24 protein-coding genes are annotated in these 23,112 nt (G+C 61.8%); 13 read left to right on the top strand and 11 right to left on the bottom strand.

All coding sequences use genetic code 11. The features are described 5' to 3' along the window. Positions 1-85: 85 nt before the first annotated feature. The gene (locus HK439_RS17365; protein ID WP_190292780.1) at positions 86-1,303 is read right to left on the bottom strand and encodes an NADP-dependent isocitrate dehydrogenase; all 1,218 of its coding nucleotides are present in this window, start codon (positions 1,301-1,303) and stop codon (positions 86-88) included. A 231-nt stretch (positions 1,304-1,534) separates the two neighbouring features. Continuing rightward, positions 1,535-2,101, bottom strand: a complete 567-nt coding sequence (locus tag HK439_RS17360; RefSeq protein ID WP_190292779.1) for an HdeD family acid-resistance protein — start codon at positions 2,099-2,101, stop codon at positions 1,535-1,537. A 169-nt stretch (positions 2,102-2,270) separates the two neighbouring features. Between HK439_RS17360 and HK439_RS17355 the strand changes: the two genes are divergently transcribed. The 6 genes from HK439_RS17355 (at position 2,271) to murI (ending at position 6,910) form a co-directional block, all read left to right on the top strand. Next, positions 2,271-2,690 carry a MarR family winged helix-turn-helix transcriptional regulator gene (locus tag HK439_RS17355; RefSeq protein ID WP_190292778.1) on the top strand — a complete coding sequence of 140 codons (420 nt, stop codon included), beginning with the start codon at positions 2,271-2,273 and terminating at the stop codon, positions 2,688-2,690. 77 nt (positions 2,691-2,767) lie between these two features. Further along, the gene (gene fabF, locus HK439_RS17350; RefSeq protein ID WP_190292777.1) at positions 2,768-4,030 is read left to right on the top strand and encodes a beta-ketoacyl-ACP synthase II; all 1,263 of its coding nucleotides are present in this window, start codon (positions 2,768-2,770) and stop codon (positions 4,028-4,030) included. A gap of 64 nt (positions 4,031-4,094) precedes the next feature. After that, the gene (locus HK439_RS17345; protein WP_190292776.1) at positions 4,095-4,673 is read left to right on the top strand and encodes a helix-turn-helix domain-containing protein; all 579 of its coding nucleotides are present in this window, start codon (positions 4,095-4,097) and stop codon (positions 4,671-4,673) included. Continuing rightward, on the top strand, positions 4,670-5,215 hold the full coding sequence (locus tag HK439_RS17340; protein ID WP_190292775.1) for a GNAT family N-acetyltransferase: 546 nt from the start codon (positions 4,670-4,672) through the stop codon (positions 5,213-5,215). The genes HK439_RS17345 and HK439_RS17340 overlap by 4 nt, the downstream gene beginning before the upstream one ends. 86 nt (positions 5,216-5,301) lie before the next feature. Beyond that, positions 5,302-6,114 (top strand): RNA methyltransferase, encoded by an 813-nt coding sequence (locus tag HK439_RS17335; RefSeq protein ID WP_190292774.1) that lies wholly within the window; start codon positions 5,302-5,304, stop codon positions 6,112-6,114. Further along, entirely contained in the window at positions 6,056-6,910 is an 855-nt protein-coding gene (murI, locus tag HK439_RS17330; RefSeq protein WP_419247594.1) for a glutamate racemase, read from the top strand. The genes HK439_RS17335 and murI overlap by 59 nt, the downstream gene beginning before the upstream one ends. Here murI and HK439_RS17325 read toward each other — a convergent pair. Continuing rightward, the gene (locus HK439_RS17325; RefSeq protein WP_209011896.1) at positions 6,899-8,728 is read right to left on the bottom strand and encodes an EAL domain-containing protein; all 1,830 of its coding nucleotides are present in this window, start codon (positions 8,726-8,728) and stop codon (positions 6,899-6,901) included. The genes murI and HK439_RS17325 overlap by 12 nt on opposite strands. Before the next feature lie 499 nt (positions 8,729-9,227). Between HK439_RS17325 and rpsD the strand changes: the two genes are divergently transcribed. The 3 genes from rpsD (at position 9,228) to ttcA (ending at position 12,171) form a co-directional block, all read left to right on the top strand. Beyond that, on the top strand, positions 9,228-9,845 hold the full coding sequence (gene rpsD / locus HK439_RS17320; protein ID WP_190292772.1) for a 30S ribosomal protein S4: 618 nt from the start codon (positions 9,228-9,230) through the stop codon (positions 9,843-9,845). A 228-nt stretch (positions 9,846-10,073) separates the two neighbouring features. Then, positions 10,074-10,868, top strand: a complete 795-nt coding sequence (locus HK439_RS17315; RefSeq protein ID WP_190292771.1) for a dienelactone hydrolase family protein — start codon at positions 10,074-10,076, stop codon at positions 10,866-10,868. Positions 10,869-11,187: 319 nt separating this feature from the next. Then, entirely contained in the window at positions 11,188-12,171 is a 984-nt protein-coding gene (gene ttcA / locus HK439_RS17310) for a tRNA 2-thiocytidine(32) synthetase TtcA (protein ID WP_190292770.1), read from the top strand. 28 nt (positions 12,172-12,199) lie between these two features. Here the strand turns inward: ttcA and HK439_RS17305 are convergent, their stop codons facing one another. The 5 genes from HK439_RS17305 to HK439_RS17285 form a co-directional block, all read right to left on the bottom strand. Then, positions 12,200-12,472, bottom strand: a complete 273-nt coding sequence (locus tag HK439_RS17305) for an antitermination protein (protein ID WP_190292769.1) — start codon at positions 12,470-12,472, stop codon at positions 12,200-12,202. Between the two features lie 267 nt (positions 12,473-12,739). After that, positions 12,740-13,072 (bottom strand): Grx4 family monothiol glutaredoxin, encoded by a 333-nt coding sequence (gene grxD, locus HK439_RS17300; protein WP_190292768.1) that lies wholly within the window; start codon positions 13,070-13,072, stop codon positions 12,740-12,742. Between the two features lie 65 nt (positions 13,073-13,137). After that, positions 13,138-13,371 carry a BolA family protein gene (locus tag HK439_RS17295; protein ID WP_190292767.1) on the bottom strand — a complete coding sequence of 78 codons (234 nt, stop codon included), beginning with the start codon at positions 13,369-13,371 and terminating at the stop codon, positions 13,138-13,140. Between the two features lie 41 nt (positions 13,372-13,412). Further along, positions 13,413-15,611 carry a phosphoribosylformylglycinamidine synthase subunit PurL gene (gene purL / locus HK439_RS17290; RefSeq protein WP_190292766.1) on the bottom strand — a complete coding sequence of 733 codons (2,199 nt, stop codon included), beginning with the start codon at positions 15,609-15,611 and terminating at the stop codon, positions 13,413-13,415. A gap of 161 nt (positions 15,612-15,772) precedes the next feature. Further along, positions 15,773-17,278, bottom strand: coding sequence for a PLP-dependent aminotransferase family protein (locus tag HK439_RS17285; protein WP_190292765.1), 1,506 nt, complete (start codon positions 17,276-17,278; stop codon positions 15,773-15,775). Positions 17,279-17,379: 101 nt separating this feature from the next. On the opposite strand from HK439_RS17285, the gene HK439_RS17280 reads away from it, so the two are divergent. From HK439_RS17280 to HK439_RS17270, 3 genes are all read left to right on the top strand, one after another. Next, a complete protein-coding gene (locus tag HK439_RS17280; protein WP_190292764.1) occupies positions 17,380-17,622 on the top strand; it encodes a DUF1127 domain-containing protein in 243 nt (80 codons plus the stop codon). A 134-nt stretch (positions 17,623-17,756) separates the two neighbouring features. Next, positions 17,757-18,149: a hypothetical protein gene (locus tag HK439_RS17275; RefSeq protein ID WP_190292763.1), complete on the top strand. Its 393-nt coding sequence runs from the start codon at positions 17,757-17,759 to the stop codon at positions 18,147-18,149. Between the two features lie 80 nt (positions 18,150-18,229). Further along, positions 18,230-18,952: a M15 family metallopeptidase gene (locus HK439_RS17270; protein ID WP_235987984.1), complete on the top strand. Its 723-nt coding sequence runs from the start codon at positions 18,230-18,232 to the stop codon at positions 18,950-18,952. A 123-nt stretch (positions 18,953-19,075) separates the two neighbouring features. Here HK439_RS17270 and HK439_RS17265 read toward each other — a convergent pair whose 3' ends face one another. Beyond that, positions 19,076-19,612 (bottom strand): peroxiredoxin-like family protein, encoded by a 537-nt coding sequence (locus tag HK439_RS17265; protein ID WP_190292762.1) that lies wholly within the window; start codon positions 19,610-19,612, stop codon positions 19,076-19,078. Between the two features lie 113 nt (positions 19,613-19,725). On the opposite strand from HK439_RS17265, the gene HK439_RS17260 reads away from it, so the two are divergent. After that, positions 19,726-20,529 carry an AraC family transcriptional regulator gene (locus tag HK439_RS17260; protein ID WP_190292761.1) on the top strand — a complete coding sequence of 268 codons (804 nt, stop codon included), beginning with the start codon at positions 19,726-19,728 and terminating at the stop codon, positions 20,527-20,529. A 14-nt stretch (positions 20,530-20,543) separates the two neighbouring features. Here HK439_RS17260 and HK439_RS17255 read toward each other — a convergent pair whose 3' ends face one another. Together HK439_RS17255 and HK439_RS17250 are read right to left on the bottom strand one after the other, a co-directional pair. Further along, a complete protein-coding gene (locus HK439_RS17255; protein WP_190292760.1) occupies positions 20,544-22,574 on the bottom strand; it encodes a methyl-accepting chemotaxis protein in 2,031 nt (676 codons plus the stop codon). Between the two features lie 238 nt (positions 22,575-22,812). Further along, positions 22,813-23,067 carry a DUF2164 domain-containing protein gene (locus HK439_RS17250; protein WP_190292759.1) on the bottom strand — a complete coding sequence of 85 codons (255 nt, stop codon included), beginning with the start codon at positions 23,065-23,067 and terminating at the stop codon, positions 22,813-22,815. Positions 23,068-23,112: the final 45 nt, after the last annotated feature.

Raw genomic sequence — 23,112 nt, 5'->3', positions numbered from 1 at the left:
CATTGCGCGGCATGGCGGCCCGACGGGCGGAGACAGGGTCTCCGCCTGCAGATGCATTGCGATGAGGATCCGCCGAAGAGGCGTGTTACGACGCAGCCATCACCCGTTGCAGGTTCTCGTCGATCTTGTCGAGGAAGCCGTTGGTGGTCAGCCAGCCCTGGTCCGGTCCGACCAGCAGGGCCAGATCCTTGGTCATGTAGCCGCTTTCGACCGTGTCGATGCAGACCGTTTCCAGGGTCTTGGCAAACCGTGCCAGCTTGTCGTTGCCGTCGAGCTTGGCCCGGTGGGCCAGCGCGCGGGTCCAGGCGAAGATCGACGCAATCGGGTTGGTCGAGGTCTGCTCGCCCTTCTGGTGCATGCGGTAGTGGCGGGTCACCGTGCCGTGGGCGGCTTCCGCCTCGACGGTCTTGCCGTCCGGGCTCATCAGGACGGATGTCATCAGGCCGAGGGAGCCGAAGCCCTGGGCCACCGTATCGGACTGGACGTCACCGTCATAGTTCTTGCAGGCCCAGACATAGCCGCCGGACCACTTGAGCGAGGAGGCGACCATGTCGTCGATCAGGCGATGCTCGTACCAGATCCCGGCCTCGGCGAATTTCGTCTTGAATTCCGCGTCGTAGATCTCCTGGAACAGGTCCTTGAAGCGGCCGTCATAGACTTTCAGGATGGTGTTCTTGGTGGAGAGATAACAGGGCACCTTGCGCTGGAGCGCGTAGTTGAAGGAGGCGTGGGCGAAATCGCGGATGGATTCGTCCAGATTGTACATGGCCATGGCGACACCGGCGGACGGCGCGTCGAACACGTCATGCTCGATTTCGGTGCCGTCGTCGCCGACGAACTTGATGGTCAGCTTGCCCTTGCCCGGGAAATGGAAATCGGTGGCCTTGTACTGATCGCCGAAGGCGTGGCGGCCGACGATGATCGGCTGGGTCCAGCCGGGCACCAGGCGCGGCACGTTGCGCATGATGATCGGCTCGCGGAAGATGACGCCGCCGAGAATGTTGCGGATCGTGCCGTTGGGCGAGCGGTACATGCGCTTCAGGCCGAATTCCTCCACCCGGGCCTCGTCCGGCGTGATCGTCGCACATTTCACGCCGACGCCGTGTTCCTTGATGGCGTTCGCCGCGTCGACGGTGATCTGGTCGTCCGTACGGTCGCGTTCCTGAATGGAGAGGTCGTAGTATTTCAGATCGATATCGAGATAGGGGTGGATCAGCTTGTCCTTGATGAACTGCCACATGATCCGGGTCATCTCGTCACCGTCGAGTTCGACGACCGGGTTGTCTACCTTGATCTTCGCCATGGTTTGCTGAGACCTCGTGCTTTGCGATAGGAGAAATCGGGCCTTGGGAGGCAAGCTTTGCGGTGTTGTATACCGATGTACGCAATCAAAAGCCACCCCCGCAAAGGGAGGATTTGTGCAAATGCTAACAAAGCCCTTCGCGATGGCAACCGTCAGTTCCGGCAGGCGACCGGAAAACGGTGTTTTTCCGGTCTCTAATTAATCTGCTGATGGGCCGGCCCGGCCCTCCGCTCAGGAGGATTTCATCGCCTTGGCGGCCAGAGCGATCGCGATATAGCTCCAGCCGTTGAGCATGACCGAAATGCCGGCGATCAGCCCGAGCGCCCATGCGGCGGACGAGGGCAGTTCGGACCAGATCATGAAGCCGGCGAGGATGGCGATGACCCCGGCGAAGGCAACCCATCCCCAGCCGGTATGCGGCTTGATCTTGAAGGCCAGCAGCAACTGGCTGACGCCCTGGGCGATGAAGACCGCCGCGATGACGAGGGTGAGGGCGAAGGTTCCGGCCAGCGGATTCGTGTAGATCACGATGCCGCCGATGACAGCGATGACGCCGACGATCAGGCTCCAGAGAAAGCCGGACCAGTTCTGGGTCCGGAACGCCTGGATGATCTGGAATACGCCGCCGACGACAAGGACCGCCGCGATCAGCAGGGTGACCGCGATCGAGGAGGCAAGCGGGGCCGCGATCAGAACGATGCCGCCGAGAACCAGGAGGATGCCGAGGGCGAGGATCCAGCCCCAATTGTGTTCGATCTTCTGTTTCAGGTTCTGAGCATTCCGGGACATCTCAGTCATGAAGGCCTCCGCAGTCGCGTTGAGCAAGGGCAGATCGTGAAAAATACCATGTGGATGCCACTATAGCGGACAGGCCGGGGAATTACACGTCCGTTCGGGAGGTAGGGCGCGGGCCAGTCGACGTCATGGCTCTTGACTGGACTGTGTATATGCACAGATAAAGAAGGCCATGATCAAGGACGACTTTTCGCTTTGCATGCTGGCCAATGTCCGTCGCGCGGCGCGGGCGGTCAGCAGGCGTTATGACAGGGAAGCCCGCAAGATGGGCATGACGGCGGCTCAGTTCTCCGCCCTGACTCATATTCGGGAAGGAAAGGGCAAGACGACGGGCGAACTGGCGGAACTCGGGTCCATGGACCGGACCACGCTGATCCGCAACATCGCGCTTTTGCAGAAGAAAGGTCTGGTCCGCGTTCTCGAGGCCGACCGGGGCAACGGCAAGGTCTATGAGCTGACCGCCAGAGGCGAGGCTCTGGTTGAGGAAGCCCTGCCGTTCTGGCGCAAGGCGCAGGCCGATCTGGCGGAAGAAATGGGTGCCGACGCGTTCCACGACACCATCAGGCAATTGAAGGTTCTGTCGAAGGTTTAGGTGCGGCAGTCGATCGTGCGCTGTCGCGGTGGTTAAACGGCAATTTGAAGTGTGTATTTACACAGTCTGGAGGACTTATGAAGAAGATCGTTGTGACGGGAATGGGTGTGGTTTCGCCGCTCGGGGTGGGACTTGAGGCTTTCTGGCGGCGTGTCTGCGAGGGGGCGAACGGGATCCGGCAGATCACCCGGTTCGATACGGCCGACCTTGCCTGCAAGATTGCCGGTGAAGTTCCGACGGACGAAGAGGATCCGGACGGGTTCGATGTCGACAAATATCTGGAGCCGCGCGAGCAGAAGCGCATGGACCGGTTCATCCACTACGCCATTGCCGCCGCCGACGAGGCGCTCGCCCAGGCGGGCTGGTTTCCGAAAAAGGCGGAGGACCAGGAAGCGACCGGAACGATCATTGCCACAGGTGTCGGCGGGTTTCCGGCGATGACCGCGGCGGCCAGACTGGTTGCCGAACGCGGTCCGCGCCGGGTGTCGCCGTTCCTGGTGCCGTCGTTTCTCGCCAATCTGGCAAGCGGGCAGGTGTCCATCCGTCATGGTCTGAAAGGCCCGCTCGGCGCGCCGGTCACCGCCTGCGCCGCCAGCCTGCAGGCCATCGGCGATGCGGTACGCATGATCCGCAGCGGCGAGGCGGAGGTGATGGTGGCCGGTGGAACCGAGGCCTGCCTGGACCCGGTGTCCATGGCCGGCTTTTCCGCGGCCAAGGCGATGTCGACCAAACGCAACGACGATCCGTCCCATGCCTCGCGCCCCTTCGATCAGGACCGCGACGGCTTCGTCATGGGCGAAGGTGCGGGCATTCTGGTGCTGGAAAGCGAGGAACACGCCCGGGCTCGTGGTGCAGAGCCGCTGGCGGAGGTCGCCGGTTACGGCACGTCGGCGGATGCCTATCACGTGACGGCCTCGCCGCCGGACGGAGAGGGCGAGCTGCGGGCCATGCGCAAGGCGCTGCAGATGGCCGGGCTGGAGCCGAAGGACATCGGCTACATCAATGCCCATTCCACGTCGACGCCGGTGGGCGATGCTGCCGAGATTACCGCTCTGACCACCCTGTTCGCCGGACGGGCCAAGGATCTGGCCGTTTCCTCCAGCAAGTCCATGTTCGGTCATCTGCTCGGCGCCGCTGGCGGCGTCGAGGCGATTACCTGCGTCAAGGCGCTGACCTCCGGTCTGCTGCCGCCGTCGCGCAACCTGGAGACGCCCGACGAGACGCTCTCCCGGTTCGAGCTGATCCCCGGCAAGGCGATCGTCCGCAAGGTCGATCACATCCTTACCAACGGCTTCGGCTTTGGTGGGGTGAATGCCAGCGCGGTCTTCTCCCGCGTTTGACGCCGGTCTCACAGCCAAATAATCAGGCTTGCAATATTCTCATATTCGGGATTAATTCCCGAATATGAGAAATGACGATATAAAACCGGTTCCACTCGATGCTTCCTTGGCGGCGCGGCTGACCCGTCTCCGGCAGGCGCGTGGCTGGTCGCTGGAAGAGCTTACTGAGCAGAGCGGTATCAGCCGGGCGAGCCTGTCGCGCATCGAGCGCGGCGAAACCAGCCCGACCGCCCATGTGCTCGGCCAGCTGGCGGCGGCGTATCGGATGCCCATGGCCGCCTTCTTTTCAGGACTGGAGGATCCGGGCGAGGATCTGGTTTCCCGCGCCGATCAACCGGAGTGGACCGATCCCGGGTCCGGCTTCCGTCGCCGAAGCGTTTCCCCGGCAAGGGCCGGCTACAAGGGCTCCGTCATCGAGGGCACGCTTCCTGCCGGCAGTAAGGTGACCTATTCCGATACGCCGATCCCAGGCCTGGAACATCATCTTCTGCTCCGTTCCGGCCGTCTGGAGGTGGTGCTCGGCGGGACTTCCCATGTGCTGGAGACCGGTGACTGTCTGCGGTTCAAGCTGACAGGCGGCAACAGTTACCGCGCGCCCGGTCCGGAGGACGCGCACTATATTCTGTGTGTGATCGCGCCATGAGCAAATCCGGCTTTTCAGTCGTTCCTCCGATTGAATACCTGACCGCGGATCAGGCCGAAGCGGAGCTTGCCGCGCTGGGCGACGTGCTGTGGGCCTGTGTCCAGGGCGGCGCGGGAATCGGTTTCGTGCTGCCGTTCGAAAAGAGAGAGGCGGAGACCTTCTGGCGCAGCCGGTTGCCGGGACTGCGCGCCGGAGAGAGGCATCTTCTTGCCGCCCGCGTCGACGGCAGGATCGTCGGGACGGTGATGCTGGAGCTGGCGTCCCAGGACAACGGCCGCCATCGGGCCGAGGTCGCCAAGCTGATGGTGCATCCTGAGGCGAGACGGCAGGGCCTGTCGCGCCAGCTGCTGGCCGCGGTTGAGGCTCTGGCACTGTCGCTCGGGCGGACGCTTCTGGTGCTCGACACGGTGACCGGCGATACGGCCGAAGGCGTCTATCCCAAGGCGGGGTACTGCCGCGTCGGCGTCATCCCGGGCTATGCCCAAGCCGCCCGGGGCGGACTGGACGCGACCACGGTGTTCTACAAGCAGCTTGCGCTTTAAAAAGCCAGGAAAGGTGCGGCAGTCGGCGCCCTACGCGTGTCATACCCCCTTCCAAATCCGGCGGCCTTCGGCTACATGCCCCTTCCATGAGCAGAAACGCAAATATCCGCGATGAGGCGCGGCAGGTGATGGTGAAGCCGCCGGCCGTCATCCTGTGCGAGCCGCAACTCGGCGAGAACATCGGCACGGCCGCGCGCGCCATGGCGAATTTCGGCCTGACCGATCTGAGGATCGTCAATCCGCGCGACGGCTGGCCGAGCGAAAAGGCGCGGGCGGCCGCCAGCCGGGCAGATCATGTGATCGACCACGTGCAGGTGTTCGACAGCGTCGAGGCGGCCATTGCCGACCTGAGCTTCGTCTATGCGACGACCGCACGCTCGCGCGAGGTGGCAAAGCCCGTGCGCGGGCCGGACGAGGCGGCGGCAAAGGTTGTCGGGCTCGGTGCCGACGGTCTTGCGACCGGCTATCTCTTCGGCCGCGAACGCTGGGGTCTCAACAATGACGAAGTGGCGCTTGCCGACGAGATCGTGACCTTGCCGGTCGATCCGGAGTTCGCTTCCCTCAACATCGCCCAGGCGGTTCTGGTCTGCGCCTACGAGTGGCGCAAGACGGCGACCTCCGGGGCGCTGCCCTTCCGCCTGAGCGAAGAGGAAAACCCGCCGGCTTCAAAGGATGACCTCTTCCGCTTCTTCGAGCACCTGGAAGGGGCGCTCGATGGCGTGACTTTCTTCCGGCCGCCCGAAAGACGCCCTCATATGGTCAGAACCTTGCGCAATATCTTCCAGAAGGCGCAGCTTACCGACCAGGAAGTCCGCGCCCTGCGCGGGGTCGTGGCCGCCCTTGAAAAACGCAAGGGTCGGCCAAGGCCCGAAGAAACGGACGACCAACAGGACATTTGATCCGATGACTGAGGCAGACCGGCCAGTTCTCGTATTCGATTCCGGAATTGGAGGGCTGACCGTTTTGCGGGAAGTTCGTCTGGCGCTGCCCTATGAACGGCTGCTTTATGTGGCCGACGACGGCGGCTTTCCCTATGGCGCCTGGGAAGAGGAACCGCTGAAGGCCCGGCTTCTGGATCTGTTCGGGCGCCTGATTGGCGAACACGATCCGAAGGCGATCGTCATTGCCTGCAACACGGCGTTCACGCTGGCCGGTGCCGATCTTCGCGCGGCCTATCCGGACACCCGTTTCGTCGGTACCGTACCCGCGATCAAGCCGGCGGCGGAACAGACGCGCTCGGGGCTTATTTCGGTGCTGGCAACGCCCGGAACCGTCAAGCGCGCCTATACACGCTCACTGATCGAGACCTTCGCCAGCCGGTGCCATGTCCGTCTGGTCGGATCCGACCGGCTGGCGGAACTGGCGGAACGGCACGTGCGCCGGCAGGCGGTCGGCGATGAGGACCTGCTTGCCGAAATCAGCGACTGTTTTCTGGAGCAGGGGGGGCGGAGAACCGATATCGTGGTCCTCGCCTGCACGCACTATCCGTTCCTGGCCAACCGCTTCCGCCGGATTGCGCCCTGGCCGGTCGACTGGCTCGACCCGGCGGAGGCGATCGCCCGTCAGGTCTACCGGGTGCTGGACGGCGACATGAACGGTGTACCGTCCGCCAAGCCGGACGTCGCCATCTTTACCTCCGGAACGAGCACGCCCGAACTCAGCCGTTTTCTCGCAGGATTCGGATTATCTTTTTGAAACGTCGACGGTTTCGTAAGCTTCAAGCGTTCTGACCGCGAGGCCGTCGTCAGAGCGCTTGGCCTCCCGCTTCAGCGCCGCCATGGCGTCGTTGAGCTGATCGGGATGCATTGTCGTGTTCGGCGGCAGGGAGATGATCGAGATCGAACAGTCCAGAAGCGAGAACAGGCGGTTCGAGCCGAATCGGTCCACGGCCTCGATATAGCCCTGTTCGCGGTGTTCGGGCTCGTAGAAGCTCTCGACATCCGACTTGAAGGCCCGTTTCAGCGACAGCATCTTCGCCGCGATTTCAGTCTGGTCGCCGGACAGGAAGCCGGCAAAGAAGTCGTCGCCGCCGATGTGGCCGCGGAAGGTGCCCGATCCGGTTACATGGCGCTGCAGCAACTCGCCGAACAGGATGATGGCCCGGTCGCCCTGGCGATAGCCGTAGGTGTCGTTGAAGGGCTTGAAATTGTCGAAGTCGAAATAGCACAGGTGCCGCATGGTATTGCGGGGGCGGGCGGCATCGATAATGAAGCGATTGACGGCGCCGTTGCCCGGAAGCCTTGTCAGAGGGTTCTGGTCCTGGGCTTCCTCCAGACGCTTTTCGTGGATGATCTTCAGAAGCGACGTCGCCGACAGGAAGCCCACATAGCGGAAATTCTGGGTGATCAGGATGCCGTCGGAATTCAGCGACGAGGCGAAGGTCACCAGCAGCATGTCCGCGTTGGAATCGATGTCGGCGATCGGGCAGGAGCGCACGAAGCTCCGGAGCGGCAGGTCCAGAGCCGCGTCGTAGTCATCCTCGTCCGAGCCGCCGGCATAAAGATAAGCCTTGAGGTCGCGTTCGTGGATCAGGCCGCGCGGTTCGTTGCTGGAATCGACCACCGGGATGACGCTGATATCCTGGTCGCTGACGAAAAGATCGAGCAGGTCGCGCATGGAGGCGTCGAACGGGACGGTCGGAAGTTCCAGAAGCTCGTTCCGGATCCGGGTCTCCTCCTCCTGGCGTTTCCCGCCGAAGATCGGACCGCGGATATGATCGTAGAAGAGCTTGGCTTCGGACTTTTCTATAAAGGGTCTGGCGACATAGTAGCCCTGGATCATGTCACAGCCGGCGTCCCGGCAGGCCTTGTATTCCCGCTCGGTTTCCACCCCTTCCGCAACCACGCGGGCGCCGAGCACATGGGCCAGATTGGCAACGGTGGTCACGAACATCTTGCGCCGGGGGTCGGCATCGATGCTGCTCAGGAAAAAGCGGTCGATCTTGACGTGGTCGGGCGAGATATCGTGCAGCAGGCGCAGGTCCGAAAAGCCGCGGCCGAAATCGTCAAGGGCGAGGAGAAATCCTCTCTGGCGCAGGTTGCTCAGCGCATGATCGGTTATGTCGCTATAGGCGTCCTTGTGGCGTTCGGAAAGCTCCAGGCAGATCTGGCTGGGCGACAGGCCGAACTGGGGAAGGGCGTCGTCCAGCTTCATCCGGGGATCGTCGCCCTGGCCCAGATCGCGGCCGTCTATATTGAAGAAGAGCTTGGTGCCGCGGGCCATCGGCAGGTGGCAGAAGTCGGCAAGCGCCTTTTCAAACAGACGGTATTCCAGTTCGGGCAGGACACCGGCGTTGAAGGCGAAGTCAAAAAGCTGTTCGGGGTATTTGAAGCCGAGTTCGTCGAGATTGCGGACAAGGGCCTCATAGGCATAGACAACGCCGCTGCCCAGGTCGACGATCGGCTGAAAGGCATAAGTGACCGAGTTGACAATATGGTTCACCGCGAGGCCGCGGGCGGCAATTTCGCGCAGTTGATCGAAGTTATCCAGCGAGGTTTGAACAGCGGGGCTCAATGCGGTGCCTCCGGACGAAATCGGGGAAGAAACCGGCTGCCCGTCTGGCTGCCGTCCGCCTCCCAAATTTTGACAGTGTAACAATTGTGGCGATACTGCGGATACGCACTTAAAAATTTCTAAATGAATGCATTAATTCTACCGCTGGTAGTTTGTTTCATAAATCCTATTCCGCAGACTTCTGCGATTATGGCCGATTTTAAGGCGCATTAAATGCACTGAGTGCACGCATTTTGGGTTGTAGGAGGGTTGAAGCCCTGCGGAAACCCGCGAGAACGCCGGCGGGAAACCGCAAGAGCGATTGACATTCAGGCCGGGTTTGGGTAACACGCCGCGATCCGTGAACGTCATGTTTGCGGTCAACACGCACCCGTGGGCATCCGGCCGGCGCAGTCTAGCCAGGTCCCTGTCGGTCTCTCCTCTTTAAGATACGTCCGGAAGAGAGACAAAGGAGGGCGCGTTTCCTTGTAAGAACAACGCGAAATCAAAGGAAACCGCGATGTCGAAGCGCCATAGCGTAAAGTACAAAATCGACCGCCGGATGGGCGAAAACATCTGGGGTCGTCCGAAAAGCCCGGCCAACAAGCGTGAATACGGCCCCGGCCAGCACGGTCAGCGCCGCAAGGGCAAGCTGTCCGACTTCGGTGTTCAGCTCCGCGCCAAGCAGAAGCTGAAGGGCTATTACGGCAACATCTCCGAAAAGCAGTTCCGCAAGGTTTATGACGAAGCGTCCCGTATGCGCGGCGATACGTCGGAAAACCTGATCGGCCTCCTCGAGCGCCGTCTCGACGCCATCATCTACCGCGCCAAGTTCGTGCCGACGGTCTTTGCGTCGCGCCAGTTCATCAACCACGGCCACGTCAAGGTGAACGGCAAGCGGGTCAACATCCCGTCCTACCGCGTTCGTCCGGGCGACGTGATCGAAGTTCGTGACCGCTCCAAGCAGATGGCTCTGGTTCTGGAAGCCGTGCAGTCCGCAGAGCGTGACGTGCCGGATTACATCGACGCCGATCACAACAAGATGACCGCGACCTACACCCGCGTTCCGGCTTTCTCCGACGTGCCGTATCCGGTGCAGATGGAACCGAACCTGGTGGTCGAGTTCTACTCGCGCTGATCGGGCGAAGGAAGCGGGCCACCGTTTCCAAAAAGCTTTTATCGAAACGAAGACCCCGCCGCATTCCGGCGGGGTTTTTGTTTGTCCGGATGGTGCCGTAACGGAACCGTTACTGCAGTTGGGGGCAAAGGCACTTTATGCCCGCCGGCGCCAAGCCTATGTTTTTTCTGTTTGACCGTGCCGCGTGACCGCAATGGCCGGGTACATCGAAAAATGGAGGGACGACAGATGCAGAAGATATTCCGGTTTGCCGTGGCTTTGGTTCTCGCGGGTGGTGCGGGACTTTCCGCCTTTGGCGCACAGGCCGAGGTCCAGACGAAAACGATCGAATACAAGGACGGCGACACGGTACTGAAGGGCGTGCTGGCCTGGGACGACGCGATGTCCGGCAAGCAGCCGGGGGTACTGGTCGTGCATGAATGGTGGGGACTGAACGATTACGCCAAGTCGCGCGCCGAAGCGCTTGCGAAGGAAGGCTATGTCGCTTTCGCCCTCGATATGTATGGCGACGACAAGGTCACCGAGCACGGCAAGGAAGCCGGTGAATGGATGAAGCAGATCACCTCCAACATCGAGGCCTGGCAGGCCCGCGCGCAGGCAGGTCTCGACGTGCTGAAGGCCCAGGATAATGTCGACGGGGGCAAGGTGGCCGCGATCGGTTATTGCTTCGGCGGGGCGACCGTCATGCAGATGGCCTATGCGGGCGCGGATGTGCAGGCCGTGGTCAGCTTCCACGGATCGCTGCCGCCGGCGCCCGAAACGGTGACGTCGATCAAGCCCCAGGTTCTCGTCGCCCACGGCCGGGACGATGCCTTCATTCCGGCAGAGCGTATCGATGCCTTTCAGAAGGGTCTCGACCGGACCAATGCCAACTGGGAAATGATGATCTTTTCCGGAGCACGCCACGCCTTCACCAATCCGGACGCGGGCGACTACGGCATGGACAACCTTCAGTACAACGAGACGGCCGACAAGCGGTCCTGGTCGGCCATGCTGGAGGTCTTCGGCGAAACGCTGAAGTAGGGCGGCTTTCGGGGATGACGCTGAACACGAGGCATGGAGGTTCCTTCTCATCGGTTGTCATCCCCGGCAAGCGAAGCGCGACCGGAGACCCAGTACGCCGTGTCAGTTTTGCTCAAGCAACCGGCCTAACGGATTACTGGGTCCCGGCTCTCCGCTTGCGCTCCGGCCGGGATGACACTGAGTATGTCGCAAAGCTAAGCGTGTTTCGGCGACCGGCAATCCAGGCGCCCACTCCCAGCCGAAGCAAAAGAAAATTTGCTCCGGTTCCGCCATTCCGATATTGAGCGGCGGAGACGGATCCCGACGCCCGAGACGAGATATGGAAAAGCAGACGCCCTTGCCCGAAGCAGAGATCGACGACAGTCCGCGCGCGGAGCAAGCTGCAGCGGATGCAGACGTTCCGGCCCTGTTCCGCAATGCGCCGGCAAGCGTAGAGTTCAAGAAGCTGCGCAAGCGGCTGTTGCGCCAGGCGCGTCAGGCGATCGACGATTTCGGGATGCTGCCGAAGGAAACGGCAAGCAAGCCTGCCAAATGGCTGGTCTGCCTGTCGGGCGGCAAGGACAGTTACACGCTGCTGGCCGTGCTGATGGAGCTGAAATGGCGGGGGCTCTTACCGGTCGACCTGATCGCCTGCAATCTGGATCAGGCCCAGCCCGGCTTTCCGGCGCATGTGCTGCCGCAGTTCTTTGAGGAAAACGGTATCGAGCACATCATCGTGCGCGAGGACACCTACTCGATCGTCACCGACAAGATCCCGGCGCATCGGACCTATTGCTCGCTGTGTTCCCGTCTGCGGCGCGGCATTCTCTACCGGATCGCGCGCGAACAGGGCTGCGAGGCCATCGTGCTCGGCCACCACCGGGAAGACATCCTGGAAACCTTCTTCATGAACCTGTTCCACGGCGGGCGGCTGGCGTCCATGCCGCCGAAGCTGGTGAATGACGAAGGCGATCTTCTGGTCCTGCGTCCGCTGGCCTATTCGGCGGAAAGCGACATCGAGAAATTCGCCCGGGGAATGGCGTTTCCGATCATCCCCTGCAACCTGTGCGGCTCGCAGGACGGGCTGCAGCGGGAAGAAATCAAGCAGATGCTGCAGGGCTGGGAAAGGCAGTCGCCGGGCCGTCTCGGGGTCATGGCGCGCGCACTGGCCCACACACGGCCGTCGCATCTCCTGGACCGGTCTCTTTATGATTTCGTCAATCTGCGGCCGGGAGGCAGTTCGGACGATACCGGGCCAGGCGAGGCCGAAGAGCCTTGCGGCGCAAGCCTTGCGATGACGGCTAAGCTGTTTGCCGCCGAGTGAGGTCTGACAGGTCGCGGTGGATGGTGGCCTAACGCACGGTGGTCTGGCCGTCAAACCCGCCCATGGGCTGATTGCGGACAAGGATCACCAGTCCGGTCTCGGAGGGGGCTGCGCCGATCTTGGCCACGCCGCCGTAGCTGCGGCACACGTCATCCGCCGAAGTTCCGCTCCTGGGAGCGAATACCGTCATGCGGGAGCAGTCGATGCGCCTGAGATCGGTGTCCTTCTGCTGGCCGGAGGCCGAGCTATAGATCGCTCCGGCAAGGGCCGCTGCCGCGACTGCAACTGTGACAATCCTCATAGTCCCCGTTCCCATGTCTTTGGCGAGCTGCCTTTACGGTAGCAGTCTGCCTGTGCGTCATGAACGGAGAATGGCGGTACACGACTGAACTGACCCTGAATCCGGCATTCACCTCGCATTCATGATAGACGATTCGAGGAAATCGGCAAAAATTGCCGGGTTTGGATGCTCTGTCCGGGTGTGGAGAAATGTGGACCGTCGGCAAAAGCAAAGGGCGGACAAGGTGTCCGCCCTTTCTTTAAAAACGAATTCCGTGGACCCGTTTCCTCAGGCGCTCTGCTGAACCTCGATGCCTTTTTCGGTAAAGGCTGCCTGGAGTTCCTGGTTCTGGAACATCTCGCGGATGATGTCGCAGCCGCCGACGAATTCGCCCTTGATGTAGAGCTGCGGGATGGTCGGCCAGCTGGCGAATTCCTTGATGCCCTGGCGCAGATCGTCGTCTTCGAGAACGTTGATGCCCTTGTAAGGCACACCGACATAATCGAGGATCTGCACGACCTGTCCGGAGAACCCGCACTGCGGGAAATTCGGGGTGCCCTTCATGAAGAGCACGACATCGTTGGTTTCGACTTCGTTCTTGATCCAGTCCTGGATGCTCATGATGTTCCGTCCTTTTGGCTTCCGGTGCCGTTCGTTGCTGTTTCTGAACTGACGCGCGGCCGGATCTAGTCCGGCGCCGACGTCTGCAGGGCGAGTGCGTGAAGCTCTCCGCCCATGTTGCCTTTCAGGGCCTTGTAGACAAGCTGGTGCTGCTGCACCCGGCTGATGCCGCGGAAGGCTTCCGACACGACATTGGCTGCATAGTGGTCGCCGTCGCCGGCCAGATCGCGGATCTCGATCTTTGCGTCGGGCAAAGCGGCCTTGATCAGGGTCTCGATCTCATTCGCGTCCATGGGCATCTGTTATTATCCTTCCCGCACTCTATTCCCACTCATGGCCGTTACGGCGCGGCCATGTAGTTCGGGAACCAATTCTCGTGCGCTTCCTTCAGCTTTGCAATGGATATGGTGAGGGTACCCTCAACAGTCAAATCCCTGCCGCCGGTTGTGCCGATGTGATCCGCCGCGATCGCTTGATCGGCAGCGTCTTTCAAGAGGGCGTCGAGCCGGTCTGCGGCAACGGTAACCACATAACGTCCCTGGTCTTCGCCGAAGAGGGCCGCATGGGCGGGACCGTCCAGCTTGACGGTGGCGCCGATACCGCGGGCCATGGCCATTTCGGCCAGGGCGACGCCGAGACCGCCGGAGGAGACATCGTGAACGCCGGTCACCCGGCCGCCGCCGATAAGCTGGCGGACCAGATCGCCGTGGCGCTTTTCCGCGGCCAGGTCGACCGGGGGCGGAGCGCCGTCCTCGCGGCCGAGAACGTCGGCGAGGTACTGGGAGGCGCCGAGATGGGTTCCCTTGCCGCCGATGACGACGATGGCGTCGCCCTCATTCGCAAAGGCTGCACCCGCGCGTACCGAAACATCGGGCAAAAGGCCGACGCCGCCGATGGCGGGCGTGGGCAGGATCGCCTCGCCATGGGTTTCGTTGTAGAGCGAGACATTGCCGGAGACGATCGGGAAGTTGAGTTCCCGGCAGGCCTCGCCGATGCCTTTGATGCAGCCGACGAACTGGCCCATGATCTCCGGCTTTTCCGGGTTGCCGAAGTTCAGGTTGTCGGTGGCCGCCAGCGGCTCGGAGCCGACGGCGGTCAGGTTGCGCCAGACTTCGGCGACCGCCTGCTTGCCGCCCTCGAACGGATCGGCTTCGCAGTAGCGCGGTGTGACGTCGACGGTAAACGCAAGCCCCTTGCGGGTGCCATCCACACGGATGACGCCGGCGTCGCCGCCGGGCGTCGCCATGCTGTTGCCCTGGATCAGCGTGTCATATTGCTCGTAGACCCAGCGGCGTGAAGAGCCATTGGCACCGCCGACCAGCTTCAAGAGGGCGTCCTCGTAGCTCGCCGGCTCGGCAATGTCGCTTGCGGCCAGAACCGGACGCTTTTGCCATTCCACCCAGGGACGGTCGTATTCGGGCGCCTCGTCGCCGAGTTCCTTGATCGGCAGATCGGCGACCACGTCGCCCTGGTGCTTGACGATGAAGCGCAGGGTGTCGGTGGTCTGGCCGACGATGGCGAAGTCGAGGCCCCATTTCCTGAAGATGGCTTCGGCTTCCGCCTCCTTTTCCGGGCGCAGCACCATGAGCATGCGCTCCTGGCTTTCCGACAGCATCATCTCGTAGGGCGACATCTGCTCCTCGCGGACGGGAACCTTGTCCAGGTCCAGTTCGATGCCGAGATCGCCGCTGGCGCCCATTTCGACCGCCGAACAGGTCAGGCCGGCAGCGCCCATGTCCTGAATGGCGATGACCGCGCCGGTGCCCATCAGTTCCAGGCAGGCTTCCAGCAGGCACTTTTCGGTGAAGGGGTCGCCGACCTGAACGGTGGGGCGCTTTTCCTCGATGGTGTCGTCGAATTCGGCCGAGGCCATGGTCGCGCCACCGACCCCGTCGCGGCCAGTCTTGGCGCCGAGATAAACGACGGGCAGGCCGACGCCTTCCGCCTTGGCCAGAAAGATTGCATCGGACCTGGCAAGACCGGCAGCGAAGGCGTTGACCAGGCAGTTGCCGTTGTAGCGGGCGTGAAACTCCACTTCGCCGCCGACGGTCGGCACGCCGAAGGAGTTGCCGTAGCCGCCGACGCCGGAAACGACGCCGGACACCAGGTGCCGGGTGCGCGGATGGTCCGGCGCACCGAAACGCAGGGCGTTCATGGCCGCAACGGGACGCGCACCCATGGTGAAGACATCACGCAGGATACCGCCGACGCCGGTCGCAGCCCCCTGATAGGGCTCGATATAGGACGGGTGGTTGTGGCTCTCCATCTTGAAGACCACCGCCTGGCCGTCGCCGATATCCACCACGCCGGCATTTTCGCCGGGACCGACCAGAACGCGCGGACCGGTGGTCGGCAGGGTCTTCAGCCATTTCTTGGAAGACTTGTAGGAGCAGTGCTCGTTCCACATGGCGGAAAAAATGCCGAGCTCGGTGAAGGTCGGCTCGCGTCCGATCAGCTGAAGGATGCGCTCGTATTCATCGGGCTTCAGGCCGTGGGATTCGACGAGTTCGGGCGTGATCTTGATGTCGTTGGGGATCATGTCGGTCCGGATCTTTGCGGCGGTTATCGCCCGATGCTCTAGCGCCGGGGCGGTTTTGCGGAGGGTTTAGCAGATCAGACCGGGGAAGGGGAGAGGCAAATCAGGCCAATACGCAGACATTTGGCCGCTTTTTATCGTCAGGTGCCTGAGAGACGGTGCCTTTATTCAAAGCTGTCGTAGCAGGCTCCGGAATCCTCCAGAAGCTGACGGATGACTTCCAGAGCCTGGGCAGTTTCCTCCCGGGTGTGCGGATTGCTGAAGCCGATGCGGACCCGGTGATAGACATTACCGGTCCGCCCGGGCTTGAATTCGTCTTCGTCGTCGATCAAGACGTGAGCCGCTGCGGCGGCGGTCTTGAAATTGCCGGCAAGCCAGGGCGAAGGCAGCTTTAGCCAGAAAAACGGGGCATCGGCGGCGGAATTCATGTCATGGCCGGGTAGACAGGCCTGAACCAGGTCATGTCTGGCCGCGATCTCCGCCAGAACCTTTTGCCGGAAGTCGGAGGCGGCGCCGGAAAGCACCAGTCGGGCGGAGAGTTCCGCCAGCAGGAAGGAAATGCCGCCGGTCAGCATCTTGTGGGCGGTGTAAACGCGCTGGGCATGGGAAAGAGGGCTCGACACCCAGCCGCCGCGGACACCGGCGGTCACCGACTTGGACAGCGAGCCGACGTGGAAGGTGCGTTCGGGTGCCAAGGCCGCCAGCGGTGTGAGCGCGGTCTCCCTCAGGGAACCGTAAACCTCGTCCTCGATGAGCCAGAGATTATGCTGCCGCGCCACGGCGACGATCGCCTTGCGCCGCTCTTCGGGCATGGTTCCCAGCGTCGGGTTGTGCATGGTCGGCATCAGGAACAGGACCTTGGGGTGCTTCTGGGAACAGACCCTGTCGAGTTCGTCGGGCAACGGCCCCTCGTCGTCGCGGGGGACCTGGACGATCTGCCGGCCGGACAGTGCGGCGCCGCGGGCGATGGAACTGTAGGTCAGTTCCTCAAAAATGACCCTGTCGCCCGGATTGGTGGTCGCCGCAATGATCGCCATGATCGCCGCCTGGGCGCCCGTGGTCGGCACAATGGTCGCTTCCGGCGGCTGCCAGCCTGAGCGCGTCAGCCATTGCTGACCGGCCTGACGCCAGCTGTCCGGCACAGCACGGGTGTAACTTGCGATTTCATAGGGCGAATCAGCGGTGATCCGGAGCGTCAGATCCCGGATGACGTCTGCCTGGCCGATTTCGGGCGCGGAGGTGGAATCCAGGCGGATCGCGCCGGTCGCGGGTACGGGGATTCGCGTTCCGGCAAAACCCGGATCGGTAACGGATGTTGCCATCTGGGTCCAGGCGACAGTGCTGGAGGCCGCCGTGGTGGCTGGAACGGCGTTTGTTGGTGATCTGAGGTCCGGCTTCGGGTCCTCGACGAGGTCGGTATCCGGAGCGCTGCCGAGAACATAGGTGCCCCTGCCGACCTCGCCACTGACAAGGCCCTGTTCGCGCACCAGCGCATAGGCGCGGCCGACGGTGCCGACCGTAATTCCGAGATCATAGGCCAGATCGCGTTGCGGCGGCAGTTTCGCGCCGGCCGCCAGTGCGCCGGTGACAATGTCATCGGCGATCCGATTTGCCAGGCGAACGTACATCGGCCCTTTGCCGGCCGGAATATCAGGCATCCAATTTGTCATGGTGACAATTTTGTATCTTGCAACAATTTTAGAGTCAATTCATATGATTGAACCGAGACAATTAGTCCAATTATCAAAATTGTAGCAATACTAGGTGCAATATGAGTTCGATCGATATCGTCTGGAGCGCGCATACCTCCAGAACTGCGGCAATAGTCAGCCTTCTGACCTACGGAGTCCGGAAGGTGGCCCTGTGGCGCCAGGCGGCCCGGACCCGCAAGCAGCTCGCCGATTTGCCGGATAACGCGCTGGCCGACATCGGCCTGACCCGTGACATGGCCCTGCGCGAAGCCGGCCGGCCGTTCTGGGATACCAATACCGTACCGTGGAAGCGCGGTCGTTGACCGGATGAAGTTCTGATCGGCCGACTTCACTTCAGAATTCTTTGCCTTCGGCAGTGTTTGTTGATCCGTATCAACGGGACATTGCAGTGTGCGGTGTAGCTTCTGTTCCGAACTGTTCTGAAGGGGAGCGACCCATGAAACGCATATTGAGAAATCTGACGGCAACTGCGATCGTTGCAGCCGGACTGGCCGGCGCAGGCGTGCCGGGCGCGCAGGCCCAGGGGCCGCTTCTTGAAACCTATGTCGCCTTTCTCGGCCCGGCCGATCATTACAATTCGAGAGGCGCGCGGCTGAGCGAACCGTGGCAGATCATCCGGCAGGACCGGGCGAACTTCCACAAGTTCGGGATTCGCGACCGGGGCGACGAAAGTGACCGGTTCTTCGCCTCGATTGCCAACCGGGGACGCATGGAACGGATGATCCTCAACGGCTATATCGACCCGAACGCCGCCTGGCGGATCGTCAATGACAATGTCTGGATCCGGGTCGAGGTCTACGAGAATTCGGTGAATGTGACCGTCAATTGATCCGGTCCGTTCTGATTTCACTGCTGGCACTGGGCCAGATAGCCGTCTGGTCCGGACCCGTTCAGGCCGCAGAGGTCAGCTTGAGCGATCGGCTGGATGTTCTGATCGCCAGCTATCCGGACGTCCTCTCCCATGTGGACGGCAACCGGTTGATCCTGAAGGACGGCGGCCCTGCGATCGTGATCGACGACGGCAAGGCCAAGAGCCATGCCGAAGCCCTGGCCGATGGGGACGTGGAGGACATGCTGTCCCAGCTCTATCCGCATGGGCCGTGCGAGACCCGGCCCGCCGTCAACTTCGATCCCGGACGAATCCGCTCGCAGGACCTGATGACGCGGTTCTACGGCAAGTCCCGAAAGGACGTTGCCGGACGGCTGACGACGATCGACTGGTTCGGCGGCCCTTTGCAGGTCACGACGGCCTTCGGCGTGGACAAGGCTCTTGTCGCGGTTCGCGACGAACTGAAGAGCCTGCCGGAAAAGCTGCGCCGTCCGGCGCTCAAGAGTGCCGGCACCTTCAACTGGCGCAATATTGCCGGAACGGACCGTTTGTCGGTCCACAGTTTCGGCGCAGCCATCGATCTCGACACCGCGTATGCCGACTACTGGCGCTGGGCGGGGGGCAAGCCCGGCAATGTCCCGGTCTACAAGAACCGGATGCCCCTGGAGATCGTCGAGATCTTCGAGCGCCACGGCTTTATCTGGGGTGGGCGCTGGTACCATTACGACACCATGCATTTCGAATATCGCCCCGAACTGATCGCCATTTCCAACGCGGCCGGTGTCGATGCCTGCGCGCGGTAGGGGGTGTCGCCGGTTCCGTGTTTCTTTCATCATGCTCCAGCAGTTGAAGCGTCCTGAAGAACAAGGATCTATCCGCGATCCGGAAGTCGAACCGCGGATGACGGGTTCGGTCTTTGCAACCGGTTACACCGCGCCGGTGTATTCGCCCCGGGCCGGGTAGTCGCTTTTCTGCACGAAATCCAGCGCGCCCACCATTTCCTGAAAATGCGGCCGGCTGAACGGCATGGTCTGGATGGCGGAGAAATAGAGCGTGTTGTCCGGGCGGACGAGGAACACGCCGGGCTCAGAGAAAAGCGCCGGCTCGTCGATGCCGATGGACGTGGATCCCCGGCTGGTGGAAATGAAGAGCCCCCAGTCCTTCGCCTTGGAAAGCGGCAGGCCGTAGCCGAAGCGCAGGGTGCTGGCGCCGACCTTCTCCGCCATCTGCCGGGCCCGGTCCTCGTTGTCGGAGGATATGGCGACGGTCTTGACGCCGCGTTTTTCGAATTCGGGCGTCAGACGTTCCAGTTCCTTCAGATAGGTGGCGCAGATCGGGCAGTGAAGGCCGCGGTAGAACACGACAAGTGTTGCGAATTCCGGGTTTTCGCTGGCCAGATCGAACGTGCCGCCGGCAACGGTTTCGACGGCCAGGTCCGGGACGGCCTGACGGGGGGTGAGCATGGTTCAACTCCTGTTGTGGACCAATCGGTCAAAATAAGTTTCAATGAGCGCGAAAATGAGAATAATGAACGGACGGAAATCGTTTGTTCGTATTTATTGATTTGGAGTACGGAATGGGAAGCGTTGCACGTGCGCGATTTGACGGCGGGCTGGACCGGCTGTCGTCATTGATTGAACGGTTTCGTGTGACCGCCGTGATTGCTCCCGCCGGCATTGCCCAGGTTCCCACCGCGAATTTCTTCGTGTTCCGGAATGGCGGCGAAACCCGGCGTCTGGTCTTTGTTCCCAAACGCAGTGAAACCGATCCTTGCTGCCGTGCCGAAATGCGCGGGGACGGCGAGGCGGTCGAGGTATCGGCCTTTATCGGGATCAGCGGGGCGGGAGACCACCTGGTCGAAGCGTTACCGAAATGCATTTCCGTTCCGCTCGCAGACGCCCCTTATCTGGAGGCGGCGGTGATGCCGCTCATCGAGGAGGTGACCGATCCGCGCTGCGGCGGACAGGCCGTGTTTCACCGGTTGTGCGAGGTGGTGGTGATCCGTCTCCTGCGCCACGCGCTGGAATGCGGGGCAGCCGATGTGGGGCTTCTGGCTGGGCTCGCCCATCCCCGGCTCGCCCCCGTCCTGGTCGCGCTTCACGAAGAACCGGACGGACAGTGGGCCCTGGAGAGGATGGCGGAGACCGGGGGCATGTCGCGCACGCAATTTGCGCTGACGTTCAAGGATGTCGTCGGAACGACGCCCGGGGTTTACCTATCCAACTGGCGGCTGGAAATTGCCCGGGCGGAGCTGGAAGGCGGCAGCCCGGTCAAGATCGTTGCCCGCATGTGCGGCTTCTCGAGTGCAGCGGCCTTTTCCAGGGCCTTTTCGCGCCGCTATGGCCACGCGCCCAAACTGGAACGGCGCAAGGTGGCGTAAACACCTGGAACCGATCAGGCGGCCGCGACCTTCCGCAGGAAGGCGTCGATGCGAGATTTCACCTGGTTGTTGATGCCGTCGATGCCTTCCGAGGCGTCGCGGATCTGACCGGCCGATGTCTTGGCGGCAGCGGCCGTTGCCTGCAGGCTGGAAATGGTGTCCGCCACCACACGGGTGCGTTCCGCCGCTTCCCGGACATTCCGGCTGATTTCGCCGGTTGCGGTCGTCTGTTCCTCGATCGCCCCGGCAATGGCGACGGTGTTGTTCTGGACTTCGCCGATAATGTCGGCAATGTCGGTCATGGCCGAGACGGTGGAGCGGCTCGACTGCTGGATCGCCTTGATCTGGCTGGAAATTTCCTCGGTCGCGCTGGCGGTCTGATTGGCAAGCGACTTGACCTCGCTGGCCACGATGGAAAAACCCTTGCCGTGTTCTCCGGCGCGGGCCGCCTCGATCGTGGCGTTGAGGGCGAGAAGATTGGTCTGTTCCGCAATCGCCTGGATCAAGAGGATGATTTCGTCGATCTTGGTCGCCGCCTGGGCCAGGTCGTCGACATCCCTGTTCGTGTCCTGGGCGCTCGCACTGACTCTTTCCACCTGCGCGGACGTGGCGGCGATCTGGGCGGAAATTTCCTGGATGGACGAGCTCAGCTGCTGGCTCGCGGCGGCGACGGTTTCGACATTGGTCGAGGCCTGCTGGGAGGCTTCGTTCGCAGCAATGGCCTGCTCGTCGTTGCGGTCGTTGGCTTCCAGCAGGTCGTTTGCCGTATGGCGCGCGCCGGAGACGGTCTCGCTCGCGGTGGAGAGAAGCTGCAGGATATCGCTCTTGAAGTCCGCGATCGAGGCTTCGATTTCCTGCTGGCGCGCCGCCTTCGCATCGTTTTCCGCTTCCGCATCGGCTTCAAGGCGCAGCCGCTGACGCGCGTTTTCCTGGAAGACGGTCAAGGCTCTTGCCAGGGCGCCGATCTCCGTCTTGTGTCCCGTATAGGGGATGTCGCAGTCCACGTTTCCATCCGCCAGTTCGGCGGTCGCGCCGGTGATATCAGCGAGGTTCCGGCTGACGCTGCGCACGATCAGGACGCTTGCGGCGATTACGGCAACCAGGGTGAAGATGACCACGGCGAAAATCAGACCCGACAGGAGGGCGCGTTCGTCGTTCATGACGCCGCGAATGCGGTTCGCCTGTTCGCTCGTGCCGGCCAGGACTTCCGCCAGATCCTGATTGAGCCGGTCGTAACTGGCGTTGATCGTGTCGCCGGCCTGTGCCAGCGCCAGTTCGGCTTTTCCCAGATTGTCGAGGTGGGTCTGAAGCGCGTCGATAAGGCCGTTTGAGGTTGCGGCGAAATCGGGATCCAGATCCTCGTTCTTGAGCAGATCCCGAAGCTCCGCGAACTTCTGTTCGATCAGGGTGACATAGGAGCCATCCGCCTGGTTGACGAGCATCAGGATATCGCGGCGGATCCCTTCAAAGGCTGCGTTGACACCAAAGACGGCGGCCTGGTCGTCGAATTCCAGTTCTTCCGAAATGCGCGTTGCCAGTTTGGCCACCGCATTGCTCAGGTCGACGGTAAAGCCGGTCGGGCTGTCGATGCCTGCCTGGCCTTCTTCCGTGATCTGCACGCTCTGCCGGTCGCGGTAGCCGAGTTGTGACAGGATGCTGGAATAGTCCTCAAGAGCGCCGAGATAGGTTTTCAGGGCCGATGCCAGTTCCGGCTCGATGGCGGTCAGGGTCGGGTCGTCGTGAACCCTGGCGAGCTGCCGGTTTACATCCGCTTCCGCCGATGCAACCCCCGGGAGAGTATCCGCATGCCGTTCGGCGCGCAGATTCTGCTCCGCAACCCTCAGTGTGAGAATGAGCCGCTCAAGCTGGGTCAGTTTCTCATAGGCCGCATCCGTGGCGGCATAGTCGGAGGAGGTCTTTTCGCTTTTTCTGTCCGTCCAGAACTGAACGACGCCGATCGCGACGAAGCCAAGGATCGCACAGGTTGCGAGCGCCGTTACCCGTTTGCGCAGGGTGAAACGGTCGAAGAAATTCAAGGCAAGCATCAGATGATGGCTCCAGCGCTCAAGAATAATAAGACATTGTTTTCAAGTATTTTTCAGAATGCTGAACATTCGTTTAATGAAAGTTGCTTCTTGGTGATTGCTCAACCAAGCTTTTATTGTTTCAATATTTTGAAAATTACGTAGTAAATTTACCTAAGTCATCCGATTTTTTGCAGAAGAATTAGGTCGCAATCGTCCGGATCCGGCCAGGGCTGGTCCGATCACATCTGCCAGCGTTCTAGCGCCGGGAAGGCAACAGTTTTTCCATTGCCGACAGTTCGTCGGCGACATCTTCCAGTTTGCGGCTCAGCAGGGCCTGGGCGTCACGCAGGCCCTGGTTGTAGAACACGGGGCCGGCTGTTTCGGCGAAAAAGTCGATCAGGAAGCCGGCATCCATGTTGCCGATTTCCTGATCCAGCTCCGTCTCGAAATAGCTCCGGATGCATTCGGCCAGCCAGGCGTGATCTTCCTTGGATAGTCTGATATCGGACATGGCGGGCTCCAGGTTTCGGTTTGTCGGGAGAGGAAGACACGCAGA

The organism is Roseibium aggregatum (genome assembly GCF_014692675.1).
Lineage (GTDB): Bacteria > Pseudomonadota > Alphaproteobacteria > Rhizobiales > Stappiaceae > Roseibium > Roseibium aggregatum_C.
Note: the sequence above shows the minus strand (reverse complement) of the source record. Positions and strands in the feature narration are given on the sequence as shown.